The 25,446-nt window shown below is 69.9% G+C and carries 29 protein-coding genes; 20 read left to right on the forward strand and 9 right to left on the reverse strand.

Going from position 1 to position 25,446, the window contains the following annotated elements:
- Positions 1 to 47: 47 nt before the first annotated feature.
- The 4 genes from AB0M51_RS06425 to AB0M51_RS06440 all read right to left on the reverse strand — a co-directional run bounded on the left by AB0M51_RS06425 (position 48) and on the right by AB0M51_RS06440 (position 4,576).
- Positions 48 to 1,415 carry a glycoside hydrolase family 16 protein gene (locus AB0M51_RS06425; RefSeq protein ID WP_363748329.1) on the reverse strand — a complete coding sequence of 456 codons (1,368 nt, stop codon included), beginning with the start codon at positions 1,413 to 1,415 and terminating at the stop codon, positions 48 to 50.
- A gap of 66 nt (positions 1,416 to 1,481) precedes the next feature.
- The gene (locus AB0M51_RS06430) at positions 1,482 to 2,363 is read right to left on the reverse strand and encodes a GNAT family N-acetyltransferase (RefSeq protein ID WP_363748331.1); all 882 of its coding nucleotides are present in this window, start codon (positions 2,361 to 2,363) and stop codon (positions 1,482 to 1,484) included.
- A 17-nt stretch (positions 2,364 to 2,380) separates the two neighbouring features.
- Positions 2,381 to 3,598, reverse strand: a complete 1,218-nt coding sequence (gene serB, locus AB0M51_RS06435) for a phosphoserine phosphatase SerB (protein ID WP_344196684.1) — start codon at positions 3,596 to 3,598, stop codon at positions 2,381 to 2,383.
- A 243-nt stretch (positions 3,599 to 3,841) separates the two neighbouring features.
- Positions 3,842 to 4,576: a hypothetical protein gene (locus AB0M51_RS06440; RefSeq protein ID WP_363748334.1), complete on the reverse strand. Its 735-nt coding sequence runs from the start codon at positions 4,574 to 4,576 to the stop codon at positions 3,842 to 3,844.
- A gap of 61 nt (positions 4,577 to 4,637) precedes the next feature.
- On the opposite strand from AB0M51_RS06440, the gene AB0M51_RS06445 reads away from it, so the two are divergent.
- From AB0M51_RS06445 to AB0M51_RS06460, 4 genes are all read left to right on the forward strand, one after another.
- Entirely contained in the window at positions 4,638 to 5,420 is a 783-nt protein-coding gene (locus AB0M51_RS06445; RefSeq protein WP_344196680.1) for an ABC transporter ATP-binding protein, read from the forward strand.
- 71 nt (positions 5,421 to 5,491) lie between these two features.
- On the forward strand, positions 5,492 to 5,998 hold the full coding sequence (locus AB0M51_RS06450) for an NfeD family protein (RefSeq protein WP_344196678.1): 507 nt from the start codon (positions 5,492 to 5,494) through the stop codon (positions 5,996 to 5,998).
- 81 nt (positions 5,999 to 6,079) lie between these two features.
- Positions 6,080 to 7,282, forward strand: a complete 1,203-nt coding sequence (locus tag AB0M51_RS06455) for an SPFH domain-containing protein (protein WP_344196676.1) — start codon at positions 6,080 to 6,082, stop codon at positions 7,280 to 7,282.
- A gap of 106 nt (positions 7,283 to 7,388) precedes the next feature.
- Positions 7,389 to 8,135, forward strand: a complete 747-nt coding sequence (locus AB0M51_RS06460) for a sulfite exporter TauE/SafE family protein (protein ID WP_344196674.1) — start codon at positions 7,389 to 7,391, stop codon at positions 8,133 to 8,135.
- Here AB0M51_RS06460 and AB0M51_RS06465 read toward each other — a convergent pair.
- Positions 8,119 to 8,781, reverse strand: coding sequence for a TetR/AcrR family transcriptional regulator (locus AB0M51_RS06465; RefSeq protein ID WP_363748337.1), 663 nt, complete (start codon positions 8,779 to 8,781; stop codon positions 8,119 to 8,121). The two genes, AB0M51_RS06460 and AB0M51_RS06465, sit on opposite strands and share 17 nt — an antisense overlap.
- A gap of 51 nt (positions 8,782 to 8,832) precedes the next feature.
- On the opposite strand from AB0M51_RS06465, the gene AB0M51_RS06470 reads away from it, so the two are divergent.
- Both AB0M51_RS06470 and AB0M51_RS06475 read left to right on the forward strand, forming a co-directional pair.
- Positions 8,833 to 9,786 carry a zinc-binding dehydrogenase gene (locus tag AB0M51_RS06470; protein WP_363748339.1) on the forward strand — a complete coding sequence of 318 codons (954 nt, stop codon included), beginning with the start codon at positions 8,833 to 8,835 and terminating at the stop codon, positions 9,784 to 9,786.
- Between the two features lie 14 nt (positions 9,787 to 9,800).
- Positions 9,801 to 10,235, forward strand: a complete 435-nt coding sequence (locus AB0M51_RS06475) for an organic hydroperoxide resistance protein (RefSeq protein ID WP_363748341.1) — start codon at positions 9,801 to 9,803, stop codon at positions 10,233 to 10,235.
- Positions 10,236 to 10,260: 25 nt separating this feature from the next.
- On the opposite strand, the gene AB0M51_RS06480 is transcribed toward AB0M51_RS06475, so the two are convergent.
- Together AB0M51_RS06480 and AB0M51_RS06485 are read right to left on the reverse strand one after the other, a co-directional pair.
- Positions 10,261 to 10,791, reverse strand: a complete 531-nt coding sequence (locus AB0M51_RS06480) for a YbaK/EbsC family protein (RefSeq protein WP_363748343.1) — start codon at positions 10,789 to 10,791, stop codon at positions 10,261 to 10,263.
- Positions 10,788 to 11,087 carry a GNAT family N-acetyltransferase gene (locus tag AB0M51_RS06485; RefSeq protein ID WP_363748345.1) on the reverse strand — a complete coding sequence of 100 codons (300 nt, stop codon included), beginning with the start codon at positions 11,085 to 11,087 and terminating at the stop codon, positions 10,788 to 10,790. The genes AB0M51_RS06480 and AB0M51_RS06485 overlap by 4 nt, the downstream gene beginning before the upstream one ends.
- Positions 11,088 to 11,176: 89 nt before the next feature.
- Between AB0M51_RS06485 and AB0M51_RS06490 the strand changes: the two genes are divergently transcribed.
- The 8 genes from AB0M51_RS06490 to AB0M51_RS06525 are packed head-to-tail and all read left to right on the forward strand — an operon-like array spanning position 11,177 to position 19,058.
- On the forward strand, positions 11,177 to 12,703 hold the full coding sequence (locus tag AB0M51_RS06490; protein ID WP_363748347.1) for an MFS transporter: 1,527 nt from the start codon (positions 11,177 to 11,179) through the stop codon (positions 12,701 to 12,703).
- 9 nt (positions 12,704 to 12,712) lie between these two features.
- A complete protein-coding gene (locus AB0M51_RS06495; RefSeq protein ID WP_363748349.1) occupies positions 12,713 to 14,164 on the forward strand; it encodes a cobyric acid synthase in 1,452 nt (483 codons plus the stop codon).
- Positions 14,161 to 14,724: a DinB family protein gene (locus tag AB0M51_RS06500; protein WP_363748351.1), complete on the forward strand. Its 564-nt coding sequence runs from the start codon at positions 14,161 to 14,163 to the stop codon at positions 14,722 to 14,724. Before AB0M51_RS06495 ends, AB0M51_RS06500 begins: the two co-directional genes overlap by 4 nt.
- Positions 14,717 to 15,619 (forward strand): RNA polymerase sigma factor SigJ, encoded by a 903-nt coding sequence (gene sigJ, locus AB0M51_RS06505; RefSeq protein WP_363748353.1) that lies wholly within the window; start codon positions 14,717 to 14,719, stop codon positions 15,617 to 15,619. Before AB0M51_RS06500 ends, sigJ begins: the two co-directional genes overlap by 8 nt.
- Positions 15,620 to 15,635: 16 nt before the next feature.
- A complete protein-coding gene (locus AB0M51_RS06510; RefSeq protein ID WP_363748355.1) occupies positions 15,636 to 16,361 on the forward strand; it encodes an NAD(P)H-binding protein in 726 nt (241 codons plus the stop codon).
- Positions 16,358 to 16,747 carry a hypothetical protein gene (locus AB0M51_RS06515; protein ID WP_363748357.1) on the forward strand — a complete coding sequence of 130 codons (390 nt, stop codon included), beginning with the start codon at positions 16,358 to 16,360 and terminating at the stop codon, positions 16,745 to 16,747. The genes AB0M51_RS06510 and AB0M51_RS06515 overlap by 4 nt, the downstream gene beginning before the upstream one ends.
- A gap of 34 nt (positions 16,748 to 16,781) precedes the next feature.
- Positions 16,782 to 17,903, forward strand: a complete 1,122-nt coding sequence (locus tag AB0M51_RS06520) for a CaiB/BaiF CoA-transferase family protein (protein ID WP_344196650.1) — start codon at positions 16,782 to 16,784, stop codon at positions 17,901 to 17,903.
- A gap of 12 nt (positions 17,904 to 17,915) precedes the next feature.
- On the forward strand, positions 17,916 to 19,058 hold the full coding sequence (locus tag AB0M51_RS06525; RefSeq protein WP_344196648.1) for an acyl-CoA dehydrogenase family protein: 1,143 nt from the start codon (positions 17,916 to 17,918) through the stop codon (positions 19,056 to 19,058).
- 9 nt (positions 19,059 to 19,067) lie between these two features.
- Here the strand turns inward: AB0M51_RS06525 and AB0M51_RS06530 are convergent, their stop codons facing one another.
- Positions 19,068 to 19,808: a GAF and ANTAR domain-containing protein gene (locus AB0M51_RS06530; protein ID WP_344196646.1), complete on the reverse strand. Its 741-nt coding sequence runs from the start codon at positions 19,806 to 19,808 to the stop codon at positions 19,068 to 19,070.
- A gap of 114 nt (positions 19,809 to 19,922) precedes the next feature.
- On the opposite strand from AB0M51_RS06530, the gene AB0M51_RS06535 reads away from it, so the two are divergent.
- The 6 genes from AB0M51_RS06535 (at position 19,923) to AB0M51_RS06560 (ending at position 24,689) form a co-directional block, all read left to right on the forward strand.
- Positions 19,923 to 20,519, forward strand: coding sequence for a sulfite oxidase-like oxidoreductase (locus AB0M51_RS06535; RefSeq protein WP_344196644.1), 597 nt, complete (start codon positions 19,923 to 19,925; stop codon positions 20,517 to 20,519).
- Positions 20,489 to 21,217, forward strand: coding sequence for a ferredoxin reductase (locus AB0M51_RS06540; protein ID WP_363748360.1), 729 nt, complete (start codon positions 20,489 to 20,491; stop codon positions 21,215 to 21,217). The genes AB0M51_RS06535 and AB0M51_RS06540 overlap by 31 nt, the downstream gene beginning before the upstream one ends.
- Positions 21,214 to 21,477: a DUF6510 family protein gene (locus AB0M51_RS06545; protein ID WP_344196640.1), complete on the forward strand. Its 264-nt coding sequence runs from the start codon at positions 21,214 to 21,216 to the stop codon at positions 21,475 to 21,477. The genes AB0M51_RS06540 and AB0M51_RS06545 overlap by 4 nt, the downstream gene beginning before the upstream one ends.
- Positions 21,478 to 21,619: 142 nt before the next feature.
- Positions 21,620 to 22,678, forward strand: coding sequence for a sugar ABC transporter substrate-binding protein (locus AB0M51_RS06550; RefSeq protein WP_363748362.1), 1,059 nt, complete (start codon positions 21,620 to 21,622; stop codon positions 22,676 to 22,678).
- On the forward strand, positions 22,678 to 23,466 hold the full coding sequence (locus tag AB0M51_RS06555) for an ATP-binding cassette domain-containing protein (RefSeq protein WP_344196637.1): 789 nt from the start codon (positions 22,678 to 22,680) through the stop codon (positions 23,464 to 23,466). Before AB0M51_RS06550 ends, AB0M51_RS06555 begins: the two co-directional genes overlap by 1 nt.
- Positions 23,463 to 24,689, forward strand: coding sequence for a sugar ABC transporter permease (locus AB0M51_RS06560; protein WP_363748365.1), 1,227 nt, complete (start codon positions 23,463 to 23,465; stop codon positions 24,687 to 24,689). The genes AB0M51_RS06555 and AB0M51_RS06560 overlap by 4 nt, the downstream gene beginning before the upstream one ends.
- Here the strand turns inward: AB0M51_RS06560 and AB0M51_RS06565 are convergent.
- Positions 24,686 to 25,432, reverse strand: coding sequence for a MerR family transcriptional regulator (locus AB0M51_RS06565; RefSeq protein WP_344196634.1), 747 nt, complete (start codon positions 25,430 to 25,432; stop codon positions 24,686 to 24,688). The two genes, AB0M51_RS06560 and AB0M51_RS06565, sit on opposite strands and share 4 nt — an antisense overlap.
- Between the last annotated feature and the right edge of the window lie 14 nt (positions 25,433 to 25,446).

Here is a 25,446-nt window from a genome sequence, read left to right on the forward strand (position 1 = left end):
CGACCATTCTGAACGCGAAATCGTGGTTGGTGGCTTCTCAAAGTTGGTCAGTGACCGAACGTGAACCAGTTCAGGTTGACGAAGTCGGCCGGTTGGCCGCTCGTGAAGGTGAGGTAGACGTCGTGGACGCCGGTGACGGCGGAGATGTTGGCGGGGACCGTTCGCCAGGACTGCCAGCCGCCGGTGTTCGCGATCGCGAAGCTGCCGATCGGTGGGTTCGACCTGCTGTCGAGCCGTACCTCGACCAGTCCACTCACGCCGCCCGCGGCGCCCGACGCGACCCGCGCCACGAACTGAGTGGCCGGTGTGCTGCCGAAGTCGATGCCGCGGTACTGCGCCCAGTCGCCGTTGCCGACCTGCATCAGGTTCTGACCGCCACCCGTGTCGGTCGTGGTCTCCAGGCCCATACCTGACTGCTGGCTGTACGACTCTGCCTGCAGCATGCTGTACGCCGACGAGCTCGGCGGCGGGGGAGTCGTCGTACCGCCGCCCTTCGTCGACACCGCGACGTAGTCGACCACCATCGGCTTGTCCGGGACCGTCGACGCGCGCGGCGTCGGGCCGTTCAGCGCGTCCGGGAACGCGCCGCCGATCGCGAGGTTCAGCAGCACGAAGTACCCGGCGTGCGAGGTCATGTTCGACCAGGTGTCGGCCGGGAACTGGCTCTGGCTGAGCGAGTGGAACTGCTGCCCGTCGACGTACCACCTGAGCTGGTTCGGTGAGACGGAGGTGTCCCACTCGAAGCGGTACGTGTGGAAGGCGGACTGGCAGGTCGAGCCGGGGCACGCACGGTTCGCGCCGAGGCCGGTCGTCTCGTTGCACGGGCCGCCCGGGTTCACGCCGCAGTGCAGCACGCCCCAGACCGAGTTGATCCCGTTGACGTTCTCCATGATGTCGAACTCACCGATGCCCGGCCAGTTCCAGTAGTTCCCGCGGTACGGCGAGCCGAGCGCCCAGAACGCCGGCCAGTATCCGAGCGCGGCGTCGCCGGTGACGTTCGGCATCTGGATCCGGCTCTCGATCGCCAGCACCCCTCCGGCCGGCGGCTTGAAGTCGGCGCGCTGGGACTCGATCCGGGCGGACGTCCAGTTGCCGGCCGCGTCCCGGCGCGGGGTGATCCGCAGGTTCCCGGAGCCGTCGAGGGACAGGTTGTTCGTGCTGTTCGTGTAGTTCTGGATCTCGCCGGTGCCCCAGTTCCCGGGGCCGCCCGGGTAGCCGTGGCCGGTGTCGATGATCCAGTTCGTGCCCGACGGCAGGCTGCCGCTCGGGCCGTTGAAGTCGTCGCTCCACATCGTCGACCAGCCGGTCGGCGGTGCCGGTACGTCGGCCTCGGCGACGACGCCTCGCGAGGCGACGGCGACCAGCAGGACGGCCAGGGGAGCGGTCAGGGCGAGTGCGAGGGGGCGGATCCGCATGTCGACCTCCAGGGGCGGTGGATGAGGTCTATGGGAGCGCTCTCACGCCGTGGTGTCAATGGCTCGTCACAGCTGCGTCTGATAGACCGTCGTACTGCGCCGGACCGACATGCCGAGGCGCTGGTACATCGCCAGCGCGCCGGTGCCGGAGTGCGTCCAGAGGGTCAGCGTCTGCTTCCCGCGGAGTCCGGTCTGCTGGGCGGCGACGGTCAGCAGGGTGCGGGCGATACCGCGGCCGCGGAAGTCCTTGCGGACGGCGACCTGCTCGACGTACCCGTCGGGGGAGTCCGGGAGCTCGAGGCCGATCACGACGCCGACGATCTCGTCACCGGCCAGCGCGACGGGTGACAACGCGGCGTCGAAGCTCGGGCGCTCGATCGTCGTCCCGGCCCACTCCTCGTACCCGTGCCGGCGCGGCTGCCACTCGTCGAACGCGTCCTGCACGACCTTGTGCGCCGTCCGCTCGTCACCCGGCGCGAACGGGCGTACGGTCACGCCGTCCGGGATCGTCGGGGCCTCGCCGTCGACGGGTCGTTCGAGCAACCAGTTGGTCGCGAGGACGTCGTACCCGCGCGACCGGAGCAACGCCGTACCGGCCTCGTCCGCGTCGTCGACCGTCTGGGCGAGCCGGTCGCTCTCGTGCTCCCGGGCCCGCCCCTCGGCCCAGTCGAGCAGTTCGGTTCCGAGGCCGCGCCCGGCGTACGACGGGTGCACGTCGATCTGTGAGCGCCGCCCGCCGTGGACCCACGCCCAGGCGACGAGTTCACCGTCGGGCGTCTCGACGACGCGGGTGTCGAGGTCGAGCGTGATCAGCGGGCGCTGCAGGTCGGCGGCAACGCGGTCCGGCGCCGACTCGACCTGGCCGTGCCAGGCCTGCTCGCCGGCGGCGATGATCGCGTGGATCGCCGGCGCGTCGTCAAGGATCGCGGGGCGGGTCGTGAACTCCATACCCCGGATCCTGCCACCTAGGCCGGGTTGTCGGCGTCCGCGTTCTCGACTTCCTCGCGGGTGATGCCGAGGAGGTAGAGGATCGTGTCGAGGTACGGGACGCTGAGGTGCGTGTCGGCGGCCGCGCGGACCACTGGCTTGGCGTTGAAGGCGACGCCGAGGCCGGCGGCGGCCAGCATGTCGAGATCGTTGGCGCCGTCACCGATCGCGACGGTCTGGCTGAGCGGCGTACCCGAGTGGGCGGCGAACTCGCGCAGTGCGGTCGCCTTGCCCGGGCGGTCGACGATCTCGCCGACCACCCGGCCGGTGAGCCTGCCGTCGGCGATCTCCAGTTCGTTGGCCTTCGCGTAGTCGATGCCGAGCTCGGCGGCGAGCCGGCCGGTGATCTGGCTGAACCCGCCGCTGACGATCGCGAACTGGTACCCGAGCCGCTTCAGCGTGCGGACCAGCGTGCGGGCACCGGGCGCCAGCTCGATGGCGGCGTACACCTCGTCCAGGGCCGAGACCGGGAGGCCTTCGAGGGCCGCGACCCGGTGCCGGAGGGAGTCGGCGAAGTCGAGCTCGCCGCGCATCGCCTTCTCGGTGACCGCGGCGACCTCCTCCAGTCGGCCGGCGTGCGCGGCGAGCATCTCGATGACCTCGCCCTGGATCAGCGTCGAGTCGACGTCCATCACGATCAGCCGCTTCGCCCGCCGGTACAGCCCGCCGTCCTGGACGGCGATGTCGAGGCCCTGGCGGACGCCTTCCTGGGCGAGCACGGTGCGCAGCGCTTCCGGTTCGACACCGGAGACGGCGATCTCCATCGCGGTTACCGGATAGCGCGCCATCCGGCTGATCCGGTCGATGTTCGCGCCGGTGTCGGCGATCCGGCCGGCCACCGCGGCGAGACCGGCGGCGGACAGCGGATGACCGATGATCGTGACCTGGCTGCGGCCCTTGCGCCGCGGCTCGTTGTCTCCGACACCCTTCTTCACCGAGATGTCGACGTCGAGGACGGTCGCGAGCGCCTTCAGTTCTTCCTTCAGGTCCTTGTGGTCGCGCGGCGCGGACACCAGTACGCCGAGCACCAGACGACCCCGCAGCACGACCTGCTCGGCGTCGATCACCTCGAGCCCACGGGTCGCCAGGGTGGACAGCACCGCGGACGTCAGCCCCGGCCGGTCGGTCCCCGTCAACGTCACCAGCAACGTCGGCCGCTCGGCCGCCGCCGTCTCCACCTCACCCAGTCCAGTCATCTCGCCGCAAACCTACCTAAATCACCTGACAGCCAGTTGTCCGGTCCAGATCTCAAGCACAACCGCACTGCGCCCGGGACGCGGTGGGGCCGCGCGGAGTGCGGGGAGATGGGGGGAGGCGCGGGGTGTGTGGGGCGGTGGGGGTGAGGAGACGGGGGGGTTCGTGGGGAGGTGGGGTTGTGGGAGTGCGTGGGGTGTGGGGGGAGGTGGGGTTGTGGGAGTGCGTGGGGGGGTGGGGTGGGGTTAGGTGTGGACGGGTGGGGCGCAGGCTGCTACCAGGGCGCGGCGGGCGGCGGCTGCCAGTTCCAGGAGGGCTCGACGGCGGGCGTCGGCTTCGGCGCCGGTTACCGCGGCGCCGTCGTCCTCCAGGGCGGCGTCGGCGATGGCCAGGCAGCGGCGGGCGGTGGCTGCGGTCTTCACCGCGCGCGGCTCGTACCCGGGCGCCAGATCGTCCCCGCCCCCGCGCCCGATCTTGCGGATGTCGATCAGCGCGTCCGCGACCTCCGGCTTCCACTTCGCGACCTCGAGCGCGGCCAGCGACTCCGCCGCGTCGATCAGCGCCATCCGCAGCCCCCGGTCGGCCTCGCCGAAGTCGGCCGGCAGCGGCGACGCGGCAGGCAGCACCGCCCACTGCACGGCGGGCCCGACGTACGCCGGCACCAGCCCGATCTCCGGCCCCGTGAGTACGACGGCCTCTCCGGTCTCCAGCGCCGCCTCGTTGAACGCGGGCGGACCGGCCAGCCCGATCGGATCCCCGGGCACCGGCAACGCGAGATGTGCCTGCGTCGTACCGGCGGCACGCAACAGATTGAGCGCCACCGGCAACGTGGCCGGCTCGGGGTGCCCGGCGAGGCCCGCGACGTGGTGGCCGACGTCGTCGCCGAGGATCTTGTGCGCGGCGGTGTCAGGATCGCAGGCGCCGGTCAGCATCGCATTCGTCCAGACGGTGAACCGGACCGAGGCGGAGGTCGTCAGCACGCCCGTAAGTCTCGCACCACCCACCAGCGGCCCGAAAAGGGCGACCCCTTAGGTTTTGACCATGACTGCAGTGGTGGAGCTGGCCGGGGTGTCGGTCGTTCGTGGGGACGCGCGTCTGCTCGACGGGATCGACTGGACGATCGACGAAGCCGACCGGTGGGTGGTGATCGGGCCGAACGGTGCCGGCAAGACCACGCTGCTGCAGATTCTCGCCGCCCAGGTGCACCCGACGACCGGTGTCGTCGGGCTGCTCGGTGAGGTGCTGGGCGCGGTCGACGTGTTCGAGCTCCGCCCTCGGATCGGGCTGACCAGCGCCGCGCTCGCGGACCGGCTGCCGCGCAGCGAGCGGGTGTCCGACGTCGTGGTCTCCGCGTCGTACGCCGTTCTCGGCCGCTGGATCGAGGAGTACGACGAGCTGGACCACGAGCGCGCCGACGCGTTGCTTGCCGAGCTCGGCATCGCGCACCTGGCGGACCGTACGTTCGGCACGCTGTCCGAGGGCGAGCGCAAACGTGTGCAGATCGCCCGCGCGCTGATGACCGACCCCGAGTTGATGCTGATGGACGAGCCCGCGGCGGGTCTGGACCTTACGGGTCGCGAACAGCTCGTCCGTTCGCTGAGCTCGATCGCGACCGCGGCCGGCGCGCCCGCGATGGTGCTGGTCACCCACCACGTCGAGGAGATCCCGCCGGGCTTCACGCACGCGCTGCTGCTCAAGCAGGGCAGGATCGTCGCGGCCGGCCCGATGGACGAGGCGCTGACCGCGGAGAACCTCAGCGACACCTTCGACCTGGCGCTCACCCTCAAGCAGGAGGACGGCCGGTACACGGCCCGCGCGCTCTGACCCGGGATCCAGCAGCGCCCCGGACGCGTCCAACCCCTGCCGGAAGCCCCCGACCTGGATAGGCTTGGGAAATGATGGATTGGCTGCGGGACAACATGTGGGCGGCGTGGTTGACGATCGCCGCCGTCCTCGGCCTGGCCGAGCTGGCGTCGCTGGACTTCACGTTGCTGATGCTGGCGGCCGGTGCACTGACCGCGGCGGGGGTGGCCGCGTTCTTCCCGGGACTGCTCTGGCTGCAGATCGTCGTCGGTTTGATCACCGCGGCGGCGATGCTGGGTGCGATCCGGCCGATGATCGTCCGCAAGATCCATCACGGGCAGGAGCTCAAGACCGGTTCGGCCCACGTCATCGGCCGGACCGGCACGGTGGTGAAGGAGATCCACCCCGACGGCGGCGGTTCGATCCGGCTCGGCGGTGAGCTGTGGACGGCACGCCCGTACGACGAGGTGTCGACGATCGCGCCCGGCACCCGCGTCGAGGTGATGTCGATCGACGGCGCCACCGCGGTGGTGTATCCGGTGAGCGACCCGCTGCCCCAGGTCGAGAGCCCGAAACCGCAGGACCCGCCGCAGTCCTGAGCGTCGAGTGGTCCCCTACCCGCAGTAGTGTCGGAGGTACGGCGGCAGATTGTCCGTCCGATCGTTCGAGTGGAGGGTCGAGTGACCGCGTTCCTCATAGTCCTGGCACTGGTCGCCCTGGTGGTGATCGTGACCTTGGTGAAGTCCGTCCGGGTGGTGCAGCAGCAGACCGTCGGGATCGTCGAACGGTTCGGTAAGTTCAAGACCGGCCTGCAGCCGGGCCTGAACCTGCTGACCCCGTTCGTCGACAAGGTCCGCTACACCATCGACATGCGCGAGCAGGTGGTCGCGTTCCCGCCGCAGGGCGTCATCACCGAGGACAACCTGATGGTGTCGATCGACTCCGTCATCTACTTCCAGGTCAACGACCCGGTGCGGGCGACGTACGAGATCTCCAACTACATCCAGGCCATCGAGCAGCTGACCATGACGACGCTGCGGAACATCATCGGTGGCATGGACCTGGAGCAGACGCTGACCTCCCGCGAGGAGATCAACGAGAAGCTCCGGTACGTGCTCGACGAGGCGACCGGCAAGTGGGGCATCCGGGTGAACCGGGTCGAGCTGCGGTCGATCGACCCGCCGCCGTCGATCCAGGACTCGATGGAGAAGCAGATGCGCGCGGACCGGGACAAGCGCGCCGCGATCCTCACCGCGGAAGGTATGCGGCAGTCGGCGGTCCTTTCCGCCGAGGGCCAGAAGCAGTCCGCGATCCTCACCGCCGAAGGCGACAAGCAGTCCCGGATCCTGCGCGCCGAGGCCGAGCGGCAGGCCCGGATCCTGAAGGCACAGGGTGAGGCCCAGGCCATCACCACGGTCTTCAACGCGATCCACGCCGGCAAGCCGGACCAGGGTCTGCTCGCCTACCAGTACCTGCAGATGCTGCCGTCGATCGCCCAGGGCGACGCGAACAAGCTGTGGATCGTGCCGAGCGAGATCGGCGACGCGCTCAAGGGGCTCGGCTCCGCGGTCGGCCAGGTGGCCGGGATCGCGCAGCAGGCCGAGGGCAACTGGGAGGCGCCGGAGCTCGACAACGGGCAGGTCCCGGAGCTCGACACCGCGGGTGCCGGCTCGGGCGCCGGCGGGTCCGCGGTCGCCGAGGCCGACAACGCCGTCCGCGAAGCGATCGCGGCCGCCGAGTCCGCGGCCGTGAGCAGCCGCAGCCAGGCCGCGCCGAGCATGCCGGCCGTGCCGCCGCCGACCCCGACAGCGGCCCCGGCAGCGACTCCGGAGCAGCAGCCGCCGGCCGCCCAGCCGCCGGCGCAGGAACCGCCGCAGCGCTGACAACACCGCCGAGAACCCTCCCGGACGCAGTCCGGGAGGGTTCTTGCCTGTTCAACCTCCGGACAGTTCTGCGGGTGCCTGAACAGGTGCGTAAAGTCTCTTAGCGATGACATGGTTCGAGGCGGTGTTCGTCCTGCTGGCGGGGATGGGCGCGGGAACGATCAACGCTGTGGTGGGGTCGGGCACGCTGCTCACGTTCCCCGCCCTACTGGCCGTCGGAATTCCCCCGGTGCTGGCGAACGTCAGCAACACGGTCGGCCTGGCACCGGGCGCGGCCGCCGGCGCGATCGGGTACCGCCGGGAGCTGGAAGGTCAGCGCGGCCGGATGCTCCGCCTGGTCCCGGCCTCGATAGTCGGCGGCATCCTCGGGGGAGTGCTGCTGCTCACCACGCCGGACTCCGCGTTCCACGCCGTCGTACCGGTGCTGATCCTGCTCGGCTGTCTGCTGGTCGCCTTCCAGCCGTGGCTGTCGAAGTGGATCAGCGCCCCGTCGCACCTGCACCGCGGCGCCTGGTGGGTGATCCCGGCGGTCTTCGCCACCGGTGTCTACGGCGGGTACTTCGGCGCCGCGCAAGGTGTGCTGCTGATGGCGATCCTCGGCCTCGGCCTGGACTCGAACCTGCAGCGGATGAACGGGTTGAAGAACGTCCTGGCGACGGCCGTGAACACCGTCGCCGCGATCCTGTTCGTGATCGTGCACGACATCGACTGGCTGGTCGCGGTGCTGATCGCGGTCGGTTCCACGATCGGCGGTTTCCTCGGTGCTCGCTACGGCCGGCGGCTGCCGCCGATCGCGCTCCGCACGCTGATCGTCTGCATCGGCGCGATAGCGATCGTCACGTTGATGTTCTGAGCTCCTTCTGCCGGGCGAGCCCGGCGAGCAACAGGTCGAGCCCGTAGTCGAACTGCTCGTCGCCGCCGGTCGTCCGGGCCAGCTCCGGCGCGAGCTCGACGACCGACGGGAACTCACGCGCCGACAGCGACTCCATCGACGCCCGTAGCCGCCGCCACGCTTCCGGGTCCCGGCGTTCGGCGGCCATCTGGATCTCCCACGACGTCGAGCCGAGCACGTACGTGAACAGCGTGGTGTGCGTCCGCGCCGCCGTCTCCGGGTCGAACCCGGCGGAGCGCAGTACGCCGAGCAGGCCCTCGGCGACCCGCGCGGTCTCGTGCCCGCTCAACGGCCGCCCCGCGAGTAGTTGCGCCAGGCAAGGATGTTGGAGCATCAGCAGCCGCAGCGACCGGCACACCGACCGCACCTGGTCCGGCCACGACGCATCGCCCGGTACGGCGGGCAGCAACGACATCAGGTGATCGCGGACGGCGTCGTACAGCTCGTCCTTGTTCCGGAAGTAGGTGTAGAGCGCCATCGGGCCGACGCCCAGCTCGGCAGCGACCCCGCGCAGGCTAAACGCGTCCGCGCCCTTGGCCTCCATCAGTTCGAGCGCGGTGCGCACGATCAGTTCCGCGCTCAGGGTGTTCCGCGGTGTCCGCGCCACTGTGACCCAGCTCCCTTCGATCTTCCTAACGTACAGTGTATAGTACGGTGTATGCGAGCCATTCAGATCACCGAGTTCGGCGGACCCGAGGTCCTGAAGATCAGCGATGTACCGGAGCCGGTCGCCGGCGACGGCCAGGTCCTGATCACGGTCGACCGCGCGGGTATCAACTACGCGGACACCCATCAGGTCGAGAACAGCTACCTCTCGAAGACCGAGCTGCCGCTGATCCCCGGCGGCGAGGTCGTCGGTCACACGGCGGACGGCCGCCGCGTGGTCGCGCTGGTCGGTTCCGGCGGGTACGCCGAGCAGGCCGTGGCGCACGCGCCGTACGCATGGGACGTGCCGGAGGGTGTCACCGACGGACAGGCGCTCGCGCTCGTGCTGCAAGGGACGACGGCCTGGCATCTGCTGAAGACCTCCACACACCTGCAGCCGGGGGAGTCCGTCCTGGTGCACGCCGGTGCGGGCGGTGTCGGCTCACTCGCCGTCCAGCTCGCGAAGCTGTGGGGTGCGGGGCGCGTGATCGCGACCGCGTCGAGCGACGAGAAGCGCCGGCAGGTCCTCGAGCTCGGCGCGGATGCCGCGATCGACGGTACGCCGGAGGGCCTCGAGGACCGGATCCGTGAGGCGAACGGCGGGAAGCCGGTCGACATCGTGCTCGAGATGGTCGGCGGCCCGACGTTCGACGCGTCGTTCGCCGCGCTGGCCCGGTTCGGCCGGCTGGTGACCTTCGGTGCCGCGTCCCGGCAGCAGGCCGCGCCGGTCGACCCGGGCCGGTTGATGAAGGGCTCGAAGACGATCGCCGGCTTCTGGCTGGCCGACTGCTTCGCGAACCCGCAGCTGCTCGGCGGTCCGCTGGACGAACTGTTCGGCCTGACCGCGAGCGGCGAGCTGCGCCCGATCGTCGGCGGCGAGTACGCGCTGTCCGACGTGGCCACCGCCCACGAAGACCTGCATGCCCGCCGTACCGTGGGCAAGCTCCTGCTCGACCCCACTCGCTGAAGGAGAAACCAGCTATGACGGTCGCTGTTGAGAAGGTTCTGTACACCGCCAAGGCCACCGCGGACGGCGGCCGGGACGGCAAGGTCGCGACCGACGACGGCAAGCTCGCCGTCACCGTCGCGCCGCCGGTCGAGATGGGTGGCAACGGCAACGGCACCAACCCGGAGCAGCTGTTCGCGGCCGGGTACGCGGCGTGCTTCCACAGCGCGCTGAAGGTGGTCGCCCGCCGGGCCCGTCAGGACGTGGAGAGCTCGACGGTGACCGCGCAGGTCGGCATCGGCCCGATCAACGGTGGCGCCGGGTACGGTCTCGAGGTCGCGCTGGTGGTCAGCCTGCCGGGTATCGAGGACCGTGCCGCCGCGGAGGAGCTGGTCGCCCAGGCGCACCAGGTCTGCCCGTACTCGAACGCCACCCGCGGCAACATCAAGGTCGACCTGCGGATCGCCTGAACCACCGGCCGGCTCACCGGGTGGCTCAGTGCTGGGCGAGGTCCAGGACGGTTGCTGCCGGCAACTTCGCCAGGGCGGCGGCGTCGATCAGCATCTTCGAGCCGCGGATCCCGCTGCCGATCACCACGGGGCCGGCCGCGACGACCGCCTCGTCGACCAGCACCGGCCAGTCCGCCGGCAGCCCGATCGGGGTGATCCCGCCGTACTCCATGCCGGTGCGGCCGACCGCGTCGTCCTGGGCCGTGAACGAGATCTTCCGGACGCCGAGGTGCTTGCGGACCACGCCGTTGACGTCCGCGCGGTCGGTGGCCAGTACCAGCACCGCGGCGTGCGTCTCCTCACCGGCCCGCTTGCCGAGCACGATCACGCAGTTCGCCGAGGCGGCCATCGGTACGTCGTACTCCGCGCAGAACGCCGCGGTGTCGGCCAGCTCCGCGTCGATCGGCGCCGCGTACGCCGGGAGGTCGCCGAGCGCGTCCCGCACCGGCGCCGCGAGCAGCTCGGGAACGTCCGCGGCCGGCTTCCACTCGAGCTTGCCCATCACCGGCGCCGTCACTCCGCGGCCTCCTTCACGAGGTCGGCGTACTCGGGGTGCTCCTCGAGGTAGCTCTGGTAGAACGGGCAGGCCGGCCTCACCCGCAGGCCGAGCGCGCGGGCGTCGTCGAGGGACTTGGCGGCGATCCGGCCGGCCACGCCGCGGCCGCGGAACTCCGGCAGCGTCTCGGCGTGCACGAAGGTGATGACACCCGGGTGCAGGTGGTAGTCCACGAAACCCATCAGGGTCCCGTCGGCGGCGTGCGCCTCGTACCGGCTGCGCTCCTTGGCGTCCGCCACGGCGATGTCGTTCTCCATGCCCGCAACTCTAGCCACCGTGACCGACGGTTTTGGCATCGTCACAGTTGGGGTACCTGCTGTGGGGCTCGACGGCGGGAGGAGCACAGATGAGCAACGAGCACGCGTTGGAGCAGGGCAAGGCGATCCCCAGTCTGGTGCCGGCCCGGATGGACCGGCTGCCGTGGACCCGGTTCCACTGGATGATCGTCGTCGGCCTCGGGGTCTCGTGGATCCTGGACGGGCTGGAGATCCAGCTCGTGTCGCTGGTCGGGAACGTGCTGAAAGAGCCGCAGACCCTGCACCTGACCACCTCCCAGGTCGGTCTGATGGCGTCGATCTACCTGGCCGGTGAGGTGGTCGGGGCGTTGCTGTTCGGGCGGCTGACCGACCGGCTCGGGCGGCGCAGCCTGTTCATCGTCACGCTGCTGGTCTACCTGATCGCGTCCGGTGCGGCCGGCCTGTCCTGGGGCCTCGCGTCGCTGCTGGTCTTCCGGTTCATCGCCGGCATGGGCATCGGCGGTGAGTACGCGGCGATCAACTCCGCGATCGACGAGCTGATCCCGTCCCGGTACCGCGGCCGCGTCGACATCGGCGTCAACGGCACGTACTGGGGCGGTGCGCTGATCGGCTCCGTGGTCGCGCTGGTCCTGCTGGACAAGAGCATCGTCCCGATCGAGTGGGGCTGGCGGCTGTGCTTCCTGATCGGCCCGGTGATGGGGTTGTTCATCATCTACCTGCGCCGGCACATCCCGGAGAGCCCCCGTTGGCTGATGACGCACGGCCGGGTCGCGGAGGCCGAGCGGACCGTCGACGACATCGAGGCGACCGTTCGCCGGCAGGGCGGCGAGCTCCGCGAGGTCCGCGACGACGAGGCGATCGAGCTGGTCGACTACCCGCCGGTGACGTACCGCGAGATCGCCCGGGTGATGCTCCGCGACTACCGCAGCCGGTCGTTCCTCGGCTTCTCGATGATGGTCACCCAGGCGTTCCTCTACAACGCGATCTTCTTCACCTACGCGCTGGTGCTGAAGGCGTACTTCGGCCTCAGCGACTCCAGCGTCGCGCTGTACTTCTTCCCGTTCGCGATCGGCAACCTCGCCGGGCCGTTGCTGCTCGGCCACCTCTTCGACACGATCGGCCGCCGGAAGATGATCCTCGGCACCTACGCGCTGTCGGCGGTGGTCCTGTTCGTCACGGCGCTGCTGTTCAACGCCGGCGCACTGAACGCCGCCTCGCTGACCGGGCTGTGGTGTGTGGTGTTCTTCTTCGCGTCGGCCGGTGCGTCGTCGGCGTACCTGACGGTGAGCGAGATCTTCCCGATCGAGCTGCGCGGCCAGGCGATCTCGTTCTTCTTCGCGATCTCGCAGCTCACCGGCGGCGTGATCGCGCCGTTCCTGTTCGCGTCGCTGATCGGCTCCGGGGACCACCCGGCGCGCGGGCCGCTGACCGTCGGGTACATCGTCGGCGCGGCGGTGATGCTGATCGGTGGGCTGATCGCCTGGTTCTTCGGCGTCGACGCCGAAGGCAAGTCGCTCGAGAACATCGCCAAGCCGCTGTCGTCGACCGGCAGCACCCGCTTCCAGGGGCCCACGCCCCGCCTGCCCAGCACGGAGCGACGAAGCCCCGAACCCTAAGATGACCCGGTGGGTTCGCTGCTGATCGCCGGGACGACGTCCGACGCCGGGAAGACGACCGTTGTCACCGGGTTGTGCCGCTGGCTGGCGCGGCAGGGCGTGCGGGTGGCGCCGTACAAGGCGCAGAACATGTCGAACAACTCGATGGTCTGCGCCGACGGCACCGAGATCGGCCGCGCGCAGTGGATCCAGGCCGTCGCCGCCGGCGCCGAACCCGAGGCCGCGATGAACCCGGTGCTGCTCAAACCGGGCAGCGACCGGCGCAGCCACGTCGTACTGATGGGGGAGCCGTGGGGCGAGCTGTCCGCGCGCGGCTTCCTCACTGAGCGCGCGGAGCTGGCGAAGGCGGCGTTCGCGGCGTACGACGACCTGGCGTCCCGGTACGACGTGGTGATCAGCGAGGGCGCCGGCAGCCCGACCGAGATCAACCTGCGGCAGTCCGACTACGTGAACATGGGCCTCGCGCAGCACAGCCGGGCCCCCGTGGTCGTAGTCGGCGACATCGATCGCGGGGGAGTGTTCGCGTCGATGTTCGGAACCGTCGCGCTGCTGGACGCGGCGGACCAGGCGCTGATCGGCGGGTTCCTGATCAACAAGTTCCGCGGTGACGTCTCGTTGCTGCAGCCGGGGATCGACATGCTGGCCGGGGTGACGGGGCGGCCGACGTACGGGGTGCTGCCCTGGCTGCCGGAGCTGTGGCTCGACTCGGAGGACGCGCTGGACATCCCGGTACGGCGTACGTCCTCGGGGGAGCTGTTGACGATCGCGGTGGTGCGGTTTCCGCGGATCAGCAACTTCACCGACCTGGACGCGCTCGCGGCCGAGCCGACCAACAGCGTGTTCTTCACCACCAGCCCCACCGAAGTCCGCGACGCCGACCTGGTGGTCCTCCCCGGCTCGCGCGCGACGGTCGCCGATCTGTCCTGGCTCCGCGCGAACGGCCTGGCCGACGCGTTGCAGACTCGGGTGGCCAACCGCCTTCCAGTACTGGGAATCTGTGGTGGGTACCAGGCACTCGGATCAGTCGTCTCCGATCCTCACGGGGTGGAGACAGGCGGTGATCACCCAGGACTGGGGTTGTTGCCCGTCGCAACGGTCTTCGACCGGGAGAAGGTGCTGCGCCGGCCCGCGCCGACGGCGTACGAGATCCACCACGGGATCGTCGAGGTTACCGGCGACGCCGCGGACTTCCCGGGTGGCTGCCGTTCGGGCAACGTCTGGGGGACCATCTGGCACGGTCTGCTGGACGACGACGCGGCCCGGCACGCCTTCCTCACCGAGATCGCCGAACTGACCGGCAAACCCGCCCCTGACGGCTCCGTCTCCTTCGCCGCCCTCCGCGAGGATCGGCTGGACCGGTTGGCCGACATGATCGACGAGTACGCCGACACCGCCGCGCTCCTGCACCTCGTCGAGTACGGCGCCCCGCCGGTTCCCTTCGTACCCCCAGGAGCCCCGTGAAGACCGTGTTGCAGGACTACCTCCAGGCGACCCGCGCGTTGATGCTCGCGAAGCTCGACGGGCTGAGTGAGTACGACCGGCGGCGGCCGCTGGTTCCGTCCGGTACGAACCTGCTCGGCCTGGTGAAGCACCTGGTCGGGATCGAGTACGTCTATCTGGGGACCAGCGTGGGGCGCCCGCCGGCCGAGGTCCTGCCGTGGGAGAAGGACGGCTCGGTCTGGGGAGGCGCCGACATGTGGGCGAGGGCGGACGAGTCGACGGAGTACATCACCGGTCTCTACCGCGAGGCCTGCGCGCACAGCGACCGCTCGATCGCGGAGCTCGACCTCGAGTACCCGGCCGAAGTGCCGCACTGGGCAGAGGGGCAGCGCGGTACGACGTTCGGGGCGCTGCTGGTGCGGGTGGTCGACGAGACCGCGCACCACGCCGGGCACGCCGATATCGTCCGGGAGCTGATCGACGGGCAGGGCGGCCAGGACGCGGACATGCTCGACGAGGCCGGCTGGTCGGAGTTCTACACCACGATCCAGAAGGCGGCGGAGACCTTCCGGCATGGATGATGTCGAGCGGCTTCGGGGTCGCCTGTTCGGGATCGCGTATCGGATGACCGGCTCCGCGACCGACGCCGAGGAGATCGTTCAGGACGCCTGGCTGCGCTGGCAGGGTGTCGACCGTACGGCGGTGCGCGACGCGGACGCCTACCTCGCCAGAGTGGTGACGAACCTTTCGATCAAGCAGCTCACCTCGGCGCGGGCGCGGCGGGAGACGTACGTCGGTGAGTGGCTGCCGGAGCCCGTGCTGACCGGGCAGTTCGACGCGCTCGGGCCGTTGGAGGTCGTCGCGGAGCGGGAGTCGGTGTCGTTCGCATTGCTGCTGATGCTCGAACGGCTGACGCCTGCCGAGCGGGCGGCGTACGTGCTGCACGAGGCCTTCGCGTACGGGTATCGCGACGTGGCGGAGCTGATCGGTACGTCGGAGGCCAACGCCCGGCAGTTGGCGTCGCGGGCCGGGAAGAAGCTCGCGGCCGAGCCGCGGCGCGAGCAGCCGGTCGACCGTGCGGGCTGGCGCAAGCTGGTGGAGCTGTTCGTCGCGGCGGCCCGGCTGGGGGAGATCGAGGAGCTGGAGCAACTGCTGGCCGCGGACGTGGTGTCGCGCGCCGACAGCGGCGGCCAGGTGACCGCGGCCCGCAACGTGGTGACTGGCCGGAGCAAGGTCGCGCGGTACCTGTCCGGTGCGGTACGGCGGTTCGGCGGCGGCATCGAGGCGTACCTGACCGAGGCGAACGGCGGTCCGGCGCTGGTGGCGGCCGGTCCGGACGGGGTGGTCGCGATCGCGTTCATCGCGGTCGGCGCCGATGGGGTGACCCACGTGGAGTTCGTGATGAATCCGGACAAGCTGGCGTTCGCGACCGCGCAGCTGTCACAGATCGGAGGGCTGTCGGATCTGACATGGTGACCGAAAGGACACCTGAATGACCTCCATACTTGTCACCGGCGGTACCGGAACGCTCGGCAGGCCGACTGTGGCGCGGCTTCGTACCCTCGACCACCAGGTCCGGGTGCTGAGCCGGAAACCCGGACCCGACCGCGTCGTCGGCGACCTCACCACCGGCGACGGACTCAGCGCGGCCCTCGACGGCGCGGACGTCGTCGTACACCTGGCCACCAGCTCCGGCCGCAAGGACGTCGAGCAGACCCGCAACCTCCTCTCGGCCGCTTCCGGGGTGCGGCACCTGATCGTGATGTCGATCGCCGGCATCGACCGGATCCCGCTGCCGTACTACCGGTACAAGCTCGAGGCGGAACGCCTGGTCGCGGGGTCCGGGGTGCCGTACACGGTGCTGCGGGCGACGCAGTTCCACAACCTCGTCGACAGGATCCTCAGCACCCAGAGGTTCCTCCCGGCCGTACTGGCGCCGGCCGTGCCGCTGCAGCCGATCGCGGTCGAGGAGGTCGCGGTCCGGCTCGCCGAGCTCGCGGAACAGGAACCGCTGAACGGCCGGGCCGCGGACATCGGCGGCCCGGAACGGCGCTCCGTGGTCGAGTTGGCGCGGCTGTGGAAGCAGGCGCGGTCCGCGAGGCGCGCGGTGCTGCCGGTGCGGGTCCCGGGGAAGGCGTTCGGCGCGTTCGCGGCCGGTCAGGCGACGGTCGACGGACCGGCGTACGGGAAGATCACGTTCGCGGAGTACCTGCGATGAGGACGTACGTACGCACCGTGCTGATCGTGTTCGCCGCCTTCGAGGTGATCCTCGGGCTGTGGCTGTCGATCGTGCCGAAGACGTTCTACGACCACGTGCCGACGGTGAACTGGACGCCGCCGTACAGCGATCATCTGTTCCACGACTTCGGCGGCGCGAGCCTCGGGCTCGGGATCGTGCTGGCGGCGGCCGCGATCCGGTTCGACCGGTTCCTGACCGCGGTCGCGCTGATCGCCTACCTGGTGTACGCCGGGCCGCACCTCGCCTTCCACCTCGGTCACCTCGAGAGTGGACAGGGCCTGCTGTCGACCGGGCTGGCGGTGATTCTCGCGCTGATGGTGGTGCTGCCGCTGGTCGCGCTCGCGGGGGTGCGGAAGCTCACTTGACGACCGTGACAGTAGAACTGTCACAATGGTCGGTATGGGTCCACTCGAGGGCGTGAAGGTGGTCGAGCTGGCCGGGATCGGCCCGGCGCCGTTCGCGTGCATGCTGCTCGCCGAGCTCGGTGCCGACGTACTGCGGATCGACCGCCCCGGCGGCGGGCTCTCGATGGGCCCGCCGGAGCTCGACCTGGTGAACCGCGGCCGCCGGAGCGCCGCGCTGGACCTGAAGCAGCCGGCCGCCGTGGACGTCGTACGCCGGCTCGCCGCGCGGGCCGACGTCCTGGTCGAAGGGTTCCGGCCCGGGGTCGCCGAGCGGCTCGGGCTCGGGCCCTCGGACTGTCATGAGGTCAACCCGCGGCTCGTGTACGGGCGGATGACCGGGTGGGGGCAGGACGGACCGCTGGCGCAGACCGCGGGGCACGACATCGACTACCTGGCCGTGTCCGGTGCGCTGCACCTGATCGGTCGCGCGGGCGGACCGCCGCAGGTGCCGGCGAACCTGCTCGGCGACTTCGCGGGCGGCTCGCTCTACCTGGTGATCGGCGTGCTCGCGGCGCTGCACGAGGCACAGCGCAGCGGGCAGGGGCAGGTCGTGGACGCGGCGATCGTCGACGGGTCCGCGCATCTGACCACGATGCTGCTCGGCGCCCTCGCGGCCGGGTCGTGGCGGCAGGAGCGCGGGACGAACCTGCTCGACACCGGCGCGCCGTTCTACGACGTGTACGAGACCGCGGACGGGAAGCACGTCGCGGTCGGCGCGCTCGAGCCGCGGTTCTACGCCGAACTGATCGACAAGCTCGGGCTGAACCCGCCGGACCGCAACGATCCGGCCCAGTGGCCCGAGCTGCGGAAGGTGCTGACCGAGAAGTTCCGGGAACGTACGCAGGCGGAGTGGACGTCGGTCTTCGACGGCTCCGACGCCTGTGTCGCGCCGGTGCTGCCGCTGGCCGCCGACCACCCGCATCTTGTTGCCCGCGGCACCTTTGTCGAGGTGGACGGGGTCCGCCAGGCCGCGCCGGCACCGCGCTTCGACCGTACGCCGACCAGCCTGGACAGGCCGCCCGCGCGGCCGGGGGAGCACACCCGGGAGGCCCTGGCCGACTGGGGGATCACCGCTGTGGACGCACTGCTGGAGTCCGGCGCCGCCGTACAACTCTGAGAGGAACCGCCCGTGGAACGTCAGCTCTTCGACGCTGATCAGGATGCCTTCCGGGAGACCGTCCGGGCGTTCTGCGACCAGGAGATCGTCCCGCACCACTCCTCCTGGGAGGAGGCCGGTATCGTGCCCCGCTCGCTCTGGGAGTCCGCGGGTGCGGCGGGGCTGCTCGGGTTCATGATGCCCGAGGAGTACGGCGGCGGCGGTGCGCGGGACTTCCGGTTCAACGCCGTACTGATCGAGGAGCTGACCCGGGTGCGGGCGAGCGGTGTCGGGTTCACGATCCACACGGACATCAACTCGGCGTACCTGCTGGACTATGCGACCGACGAGCAGAAGAAGCGCTGGCTGCCCGCGTTCTGTTCGGGCGAGACGATCACCGCGATCGCGATGACCGAGCCCGGCGCCGGCAGCGACCTGCAGGGCATCCGGACCACGGCCCGGCGCGACGGCGACCACTACGTACTGAACGGGCAGAAGACGTTCATCTCGAACGGGATTCTCGCGGACCTGGTGATCGTGGTGGCGAAGACCGATCCGGAGGCCGGTGCGCAGGGCATCTCGCTGTTCGTCGTCGAGCGCGGGATGCCCGGCTTCGAGCGCGGGCGGAACCTCGACAAGATCGGGCTGAAGGCGCAGGACACCGCGGAGTTGTTCTTCCACGACGTGCGGGTGCCGGCCGAGAATCTGCTCGGCGAGGAGGGCAAGGGCTTCGTCTACCTGATGGAGAAGCTGCCCCAGGAACGCTTGACGATCGCGGTGGTCGCGGCCGCTGCCTGCGAGAACATGCTGGACGAGACGCTGCGCTACGTGAAGGACCGGAAGGCGTTCGGGCGCCCGATCGGGTCGTTCCAGAACAGCCGCTTCGTGCTCGCCGAACTTGCCACCGAGACGCAGATCGCGCGCGTCTTCGTCGACCGCTGCATCCAGGAACTGAACGCCGGCACCCTGACCGTCGCCGAGGCCGCGATGGCGAAGTGGTGGACCACCGAACTCCAGAAGAAGGTTGTCGACCGCTGCCTCCAACTCCACGGCGGCTACGGCTTCATGACCGAGTACCCGATCGCCAAGGCCTACCTCGACACCCGCATCCAGACCATCTACGGCGGCACCACGGAAATCATGAAGGAAATCATCGGCCGAACGATGGGAATCTGACCAGGCGGCTCAGTCGGAGGCCGGGGCCTGCAGGGTGAGGCGGCCGTGGACGACGTCGCTGGCGACGTCGGCCAGGCGGTGGTTGGTCGAGCGTGCGTAGCTCCGCAGTACGCCGAACGCCTGGTCGGTGCCGATCGACAGGCTGTGGCTGAGGTATCCCTTCGCCTGCTCGATCAGGATCCGGCTGTTCAGCGCGTTCTGCAACTGCTCGGTGACGAGCCCCTGCTGCGCCAGCGCCCGCTGGTGCAGGATCCCGATCGTCGCCGCGTCCGCGAGCGCCTGCCCGAGTTCTACGGTCTCCCCGGACAGCGGACCGAGCTTCTCGCCGAACAGGTTGATCGCGCCGAGCCTGGCGTCACGCAGCCGCATCGGCAGCGCCTGAACCGACACGTACCCGCCGTCGACGGCCGCGGCCGCGAAGCTCGGCCACGGGCTGCCGCCGTCGCTCAGGTCGGCGTACTGCACAGGTCGCCCGGTGGTGTACGCGTCGAGGCCCGGTCCTTCGAGGTTCTGCAGCTGGACGAGCCCGACCGGCCGAACCTGCTCGCTGGAGGCCGCGATCAGGTTCAGCGCACCGTGGTGGTCGACGAGCAGGATGCCGCAGGCCGCGACCTCGAGCAGTTCGCCGCAGTGCGCGGCCAACCGGTCGAGGAACTCGCCGACGTCGAAATCGGTGACGAGCGTGTCGGACAGCTCGATGAGGACTTCCCGCACCCTCCGGGCAGGAGGAGCGTCGTACCATTCGCTCATCAGAGCTTCCTCCGGGCAGGCGACAGCAACTGGGGCTACCGAGGTCCGGGGCAGCGAGAGGTAGCAGTCTAGTCCTGTATACACGGAGTGTTCGCGCACCGAGGGAGGCATGCCGTGGGGATCGTTTCGCCGGGGTTCGCCGGACGGCGGCGGGGTGGCTCGGAGCTGCCGCCGGGGCAGTACCTGACGCACGAGTTCCCGGTGCTGTCGGCCGGGCCGACGCCACACATCCTGCCCGAGCACTGGGAGTTCACGGTCACCACCGAGACCGGTGAGAAGCACAAGTGGGACTGGGCCGCGCTGATGGCGCTGCCGTCCGAGGAGATCACCAAGGACATCCACTGCGTGACCCGCTGGTCCAAGCTGAAGACGAGCTGGCAGGGCGTGTCGCTGGACACGCTGCTCGCGGACGTCGAGACCGGCGCGGATTTCGCGATGGCGCACAGCTACGGCGGCTACACGACCAACCTGCCGCTGGACGACCTGCTCGACGGGCAGTCCTGGATCGCCTACGAGTACGACGGTGAGCCGCTCGACCCCGAGCACGGCGGACCGGCCCGGCTGCTCGTCCCGCACCTGTACTTCTGGAAGAGCGCCAAGTGGGTCCGCGGCCTGGTGCTGTCCGACACCGAGGACCTCGGCTTCTGGGAGACCGCCGGCTACCACGAGTACGGAGACCCATGGAAAGAACAGCGATACGCCGGCGACTGACGTGGCAGGTGGCCACGGTCGCTGAGGTACGGCGGGAGACCGCGACGGCCCGCACGATCGTGCTGGAGGTCCCGGACTGGCCCGGTCACCTCGCCGGGCAGCACCTCGACGTGCGGCTGACGGCTGACGACGGGTACCGGGCATCACGGTCGTATTCGCTCGCCTCGGCCTGGTCGGGTGACACGATCGAGCTGACCGTCGAGGCGGTGCCGGGCGGAGAGGTCTCGGCTTACCTGGTCGACGTCCTGAAGGCCGGCGATCCGCTCGAGATCCGCGGGCCGGTCGGCGGATGGTTCGTGTGGAAGCCGGAGCAGGACGGTCCGGTGCAGCTGATCGGCGGCGGGTCGGGCGTCGTACCGCTCCGGTCGATGCTGCAGGCCGCGACCGGTACGTCGACACCGATGCGGCTGCTGTACTCGGTCCGCGGCCCCGAGTCGGTGATCTACGTCCAGGACCTGAAGGAGCTCGCGTCGTCCGACGACGTCGACGTACACCTCGTCTACACCCGGGAGGCGCCGGCGGGGGAGCTGCGGGTCGGCCGGATCGACGCGGAGGTTCTGGACGAGTACGCGTACAAACCAGCCGACGGCGCGACGACGTACGTGTGCGGGCCGACGGCGTTCGTGGAGACGGTCGCGGATCTGCTGGTCGCGGCCGGCCACGACCCGGCGCGAGTCAGAACGGAGCGGTTCGGATGAGTCAAGACAGCCATCTCGACGGCAATGCGGCCGCCGGAGCCCTGAGCGAGCTGTTCGCCGTGGATCTGACCGCGGCGATCGGCCAGTGCGACGGCTGCGGCCGGACCAACGTGTTCGCCGAGTCCCGCGTGTACGTCAACGCCCCCGGCACAGTGGCGCGCTGCCCCGGCTGCGACGCGGTCCTCCTGCGCGTGGTCACCACCCCGAACAGCACCTACCTCGACCTCAGGGGGCTGACCTACCTCCGCATCCCGAACTAGAACCCGGATCAGCCAAACCCGGTGGGGATCTTCCCTGCCGGGTTTTCTTTGTGTGCCGGGACCTTGACAGTCCGTACATCTCTGCTGTTCGGTATCACGTGACTGTGTGAAATTAACAGTAAATCGTGAGAGGTGTGAGGCTATGAAGCGCTTCGGGGTGTTGATGGTGGCCGGGATGCTGGCGCTCGCGTCGGCGGCCTGTGGCGCTGACAACGGCGCGGGCGGCGGTGGTTCGGCGGACGCGAAGATCGCGTTCCTGATGCCGGACATCGCGTCCACGCGGTACGAACTGTTCGACGCGCCGCTGTTCACCGCGAAGATGAAGGAGCTGTGCGCGGGTTGCACAGTGCTCTACCAGAACGCGGCCGCCGATCCGGCCAAGCAGCAACAGCAGGCGAACTCGGTCCTCGCCCAGGGCGTGAAGGCGATCGTGATCGACCCTGTCGACTCTGCCGCCGCCGCGTCGATCGTGCAGGCCGCGCAGGGCCAGGGCGTCCCGGTGATCGCGTACGACCGGCCGATCCCGGACAAGAAGGCCGACTACTACGTCTCGTTCGACAACGAGAAGATCGGACGGATGATCGCGCAGTCGCTGGTGGATCACCTGAAGGCGACAAAGGCGGCCGGCGGCATCCTCGAGGTCAACGGGTCGCCGACGGACGCCGCGGCCGGACTGATCAAGAAGGGCATCCACAGCGCCGTCGATCCGAGTGGCTTCAAACTGCTGGCGGAGTTCGACACACCGGGCTGGGCGCCGCCGAAAGCGCAGGAATGGGTCAGCGGCCAGATCACCCGGTTCCCGAACCAGGTCGCGGGAGTGGTGGCTGCCAACGACGGCACCGGCGGTGCGACCATCGCGGCGTTCAAGGCGGCCGGCGCCAAGGTGCCGCCGGTGACCGGCAACGACGCCGAGCTCGCCGCGCTGCAGCGGGTCGTCTCCGGCGATCAGTACAACACGATTTCGAAGCCGATCAAGATCGTCGCCGACGCGGCCGCCACCGTCGCCAACGACTTTGCCCAGGGCAAGAAGCCCGAGGGGAAGACGACGCTGTTCGATACCCCGTCGCAACTGTTCACCCCGACGGTGGTGACCCGCGACAACATCGCCAAGGTGCTCAAGGAGCCCGGCTTCGCGGTGAAGATCGCCGACGTCTGTACGGCGGAGTACAAGGCCGCCTGCACCGACTTGGGGCTGAGCTGATGGCAACCCTCGAGCTCAGCGGCATCAGCAAGAGCTTCGGTGCGGTCGCGGCGCTGACCGACGTCGGACTCAGTGTCGACACCGGTGAGGTGGTCGCGATCGTCGGCGACAACGGCGCCGGCAAGTCGACGCTGGTGAAGGTGCTGTCCGGCGTGCACGCGCCGGATGCCGGCACGATCAGCTTCGAGGGTCGCGCGGTGACGATCCCCGGTCCGGCGGCCGCGCACCGGCTCGGGATCGCGACGGTGTTCCAGGACCTCGCGCTCTGCGAGAACCTGAACGTGATCGAGAACCTGTTCCTCGGCCACGAGTTGCAGCCGTTCCGGCTGGACGACGTGGCGATGGAGGTCCGCTCGTGGGAGCTGCTCCGGCAGCTGTCCGCGAAGCTCCCGACCGTACGGCTCCCGGTCGCGGCGCTGTCCGGCGGCCAGCGGCAGACCGTCGCGATCGCGCGGTCGCTGCTCGGCGACCCGAAGATCATCGTCCTCGACGAACCGACCGCGGCCCTCGGCGTGGTCCAGACGACCGAGGTGCTGAACCTGATCGACCGTCTGCGTGAGAACGGCCACGGCGTGATCATGATCAGCCACAACATGGCCGACGTCCGTGCGGTCGCGGACCGGGTCGTCGTACTGCGCCTCGGGCGCAACAACGGCGAGTTCGACGCCCGCAGTACGCCGTCCGCGGACATCGTCGCCGCGATCACCGGGGCGCAGGACAACCAGGACGGCCTGGTCACGCGGCGCGCGGCCCGGGTACAAGACACGGCGATCGGAGGGGAACAGTGACCGCGGTGGATCTGTCCGACGAGCGGCTCCGGCAGGCGACCGGCCTGCGCGGATCCGCGACCGCGCTGGTGAACCGGGTCCGGGCCGGTGAGCTCGGCGTGCTCCCGGTGATCGCCGGCCTGCTGGTGATCTGCGTCGTACTGCAGATCCTGAACCCGATCTTCCTGTCCAGCACCAATCTCGTGAACCTACTGATGGAGTGCGTGCCGGTCGGGATCATCGCGCTCGGCATCGTGTCGGTGCTGCTGGTCGGCCAGATCGACCTGTCGGTCGGTTCGATCAGCGGACTGGCCGCGGCGATCATGGCGATCCTGTTCGTGAAGGAGGGTTGGCCGGCGTGGCTGGCGGTGCTCGTCGCGCTCGCCGCCGGCTGCGCGATCGGCCTGCTGTACGCCGAGATCTACAACCGGGTCGGTATCCCGACGTTCGTCATCACGCTCGCGGGTCTGCTGTCGTTCCTCGGCCTCCAGTTGAAGGCGCTGGGTGCGATCGGGTCGGTCAACCTGCCGTTCGACTCGGGGCTGGTCGAGTTCGCCCAGCTCCGGTTCGTGCCGCCGTGGCTGTCGTACGTCATCGTCCTGCTCGCGGCCGGGGTGCTCTTTGCGGTGGGTCTCCGGACGGCGCGCATACGACGTACGGCGAACCTGTCCGCGCGGTCGACGCGCTTCCTGCTGGTGCGTAGCGGCGTGCTGGTGGCCGGGCTCGGCTTCGCGGTCTGGTACCTGAACCGGGCACGAGGTGTCGGCTGGATGTTCGTGCTGTTCGTCGCGCTCGCGCTGGTGCTGCACTACGGGCTGACCTCGACGAAGTGGGGCAAGGCCGTGTACGCCGTCGGCGGCAACGTCGAGGCTGCCCGCCGGGCCGGCATCAACGTCCGGCTGATCTACGCGTCGGTTTTCGCGATCTGTACGACGCTCGCCGCGTTCGGCGGCATCCTCGGCGCCGCGCGGCTGGCCGCGGCGAACCAGGCGAGCGGCGGCGGCGACGTCAACCTGAATGCGATCGCGGCCGCGGTCATCGGCGGCACGAGCCTGTTCGGTGGCCGCGGTACGGCGTTCGCGGCGGTCCTCGGAGTGCTGGTCATCCAGGCGATCTCGTCCGGACTCACGCTGCTCAGCCTCGATTCGTCGTACCGCTTCCTCGTCACCGGCGTCGTCCTGCTCCTCGCTGTCGGCGTCGACTCACTGGCCCGCCGCACCCGCACGTCCCACGGCAGGGCCTAGCGCGGTTTGCTCTGGGTACGGCGGATCGTGTCGCGCTGGGTCTCGCCGACGGCGCGTTCGTAGGCGAGGACCAGGCCCTGGATGGTCACGGGTTTGAAGCGTTCGACGAGCTGCTGGATGTGCTCGGGCGGGCCGCCGGAGTCGCGGTAGTGCGGCCAGACCTTGGTCCGGAACACCTCGGTGAGCTCCTCGGCGATCGCGCGGCCGTGCTCGGTGAAGATCCGGCCCGCGTCCAGGACGGCCTCGACCGGGAGGTCCAGGTCGAGCAGTTCGACACCGAGGCTGAGGTGCGCGGTCGCCACCTGGAACACGTCCTCGTCCGGTGTCGGCTCGACGACCCCGAGCGCGACCAGCATCTCGATGTCGTCGTCGCTCAGCTCCCGGCCGGTACGCCGTACCAGCGCCGCCCGGTCGAGGGTCTCCGGGAGGTCGCGCATCCACGGGGTCAGCAGCGTCCGGTGCAGCGCGATGTCCTGCGGGCTGGCGTCGGCCGGGATCCGGTCCAGGTACCCCTCGATCGCCTGCAGCGTGAACCCGTGCGCCTGCAGCTCCCGCACCAGGTCGAGCCGCGCGATGTGCTCGGGCCCGTAGTACCCGACCCGGCCGCGCCGGATCGGCGGCGGGATCAGGCCCCGGCCCGCGTAGAACCGCAGCGTTCGCACTGTCATCCCCACGCGCGCCGACAGCTCGTCCACCGTCAACGTCACGCCTTCATGTGATCCAGCCCCCGCCACCTCGGACATGGCGGAGATCATAA

The organism is Kribbella sp. NPDC051137, assembly GCF_040682535.1.
Taxonomy (GTDB): domain Bacteria; phylum Actinomycetota; class Actinomycetes; order Propionibacteriales; family Kribbellaceae; genus Kribbella; species Kribbella karoonensis.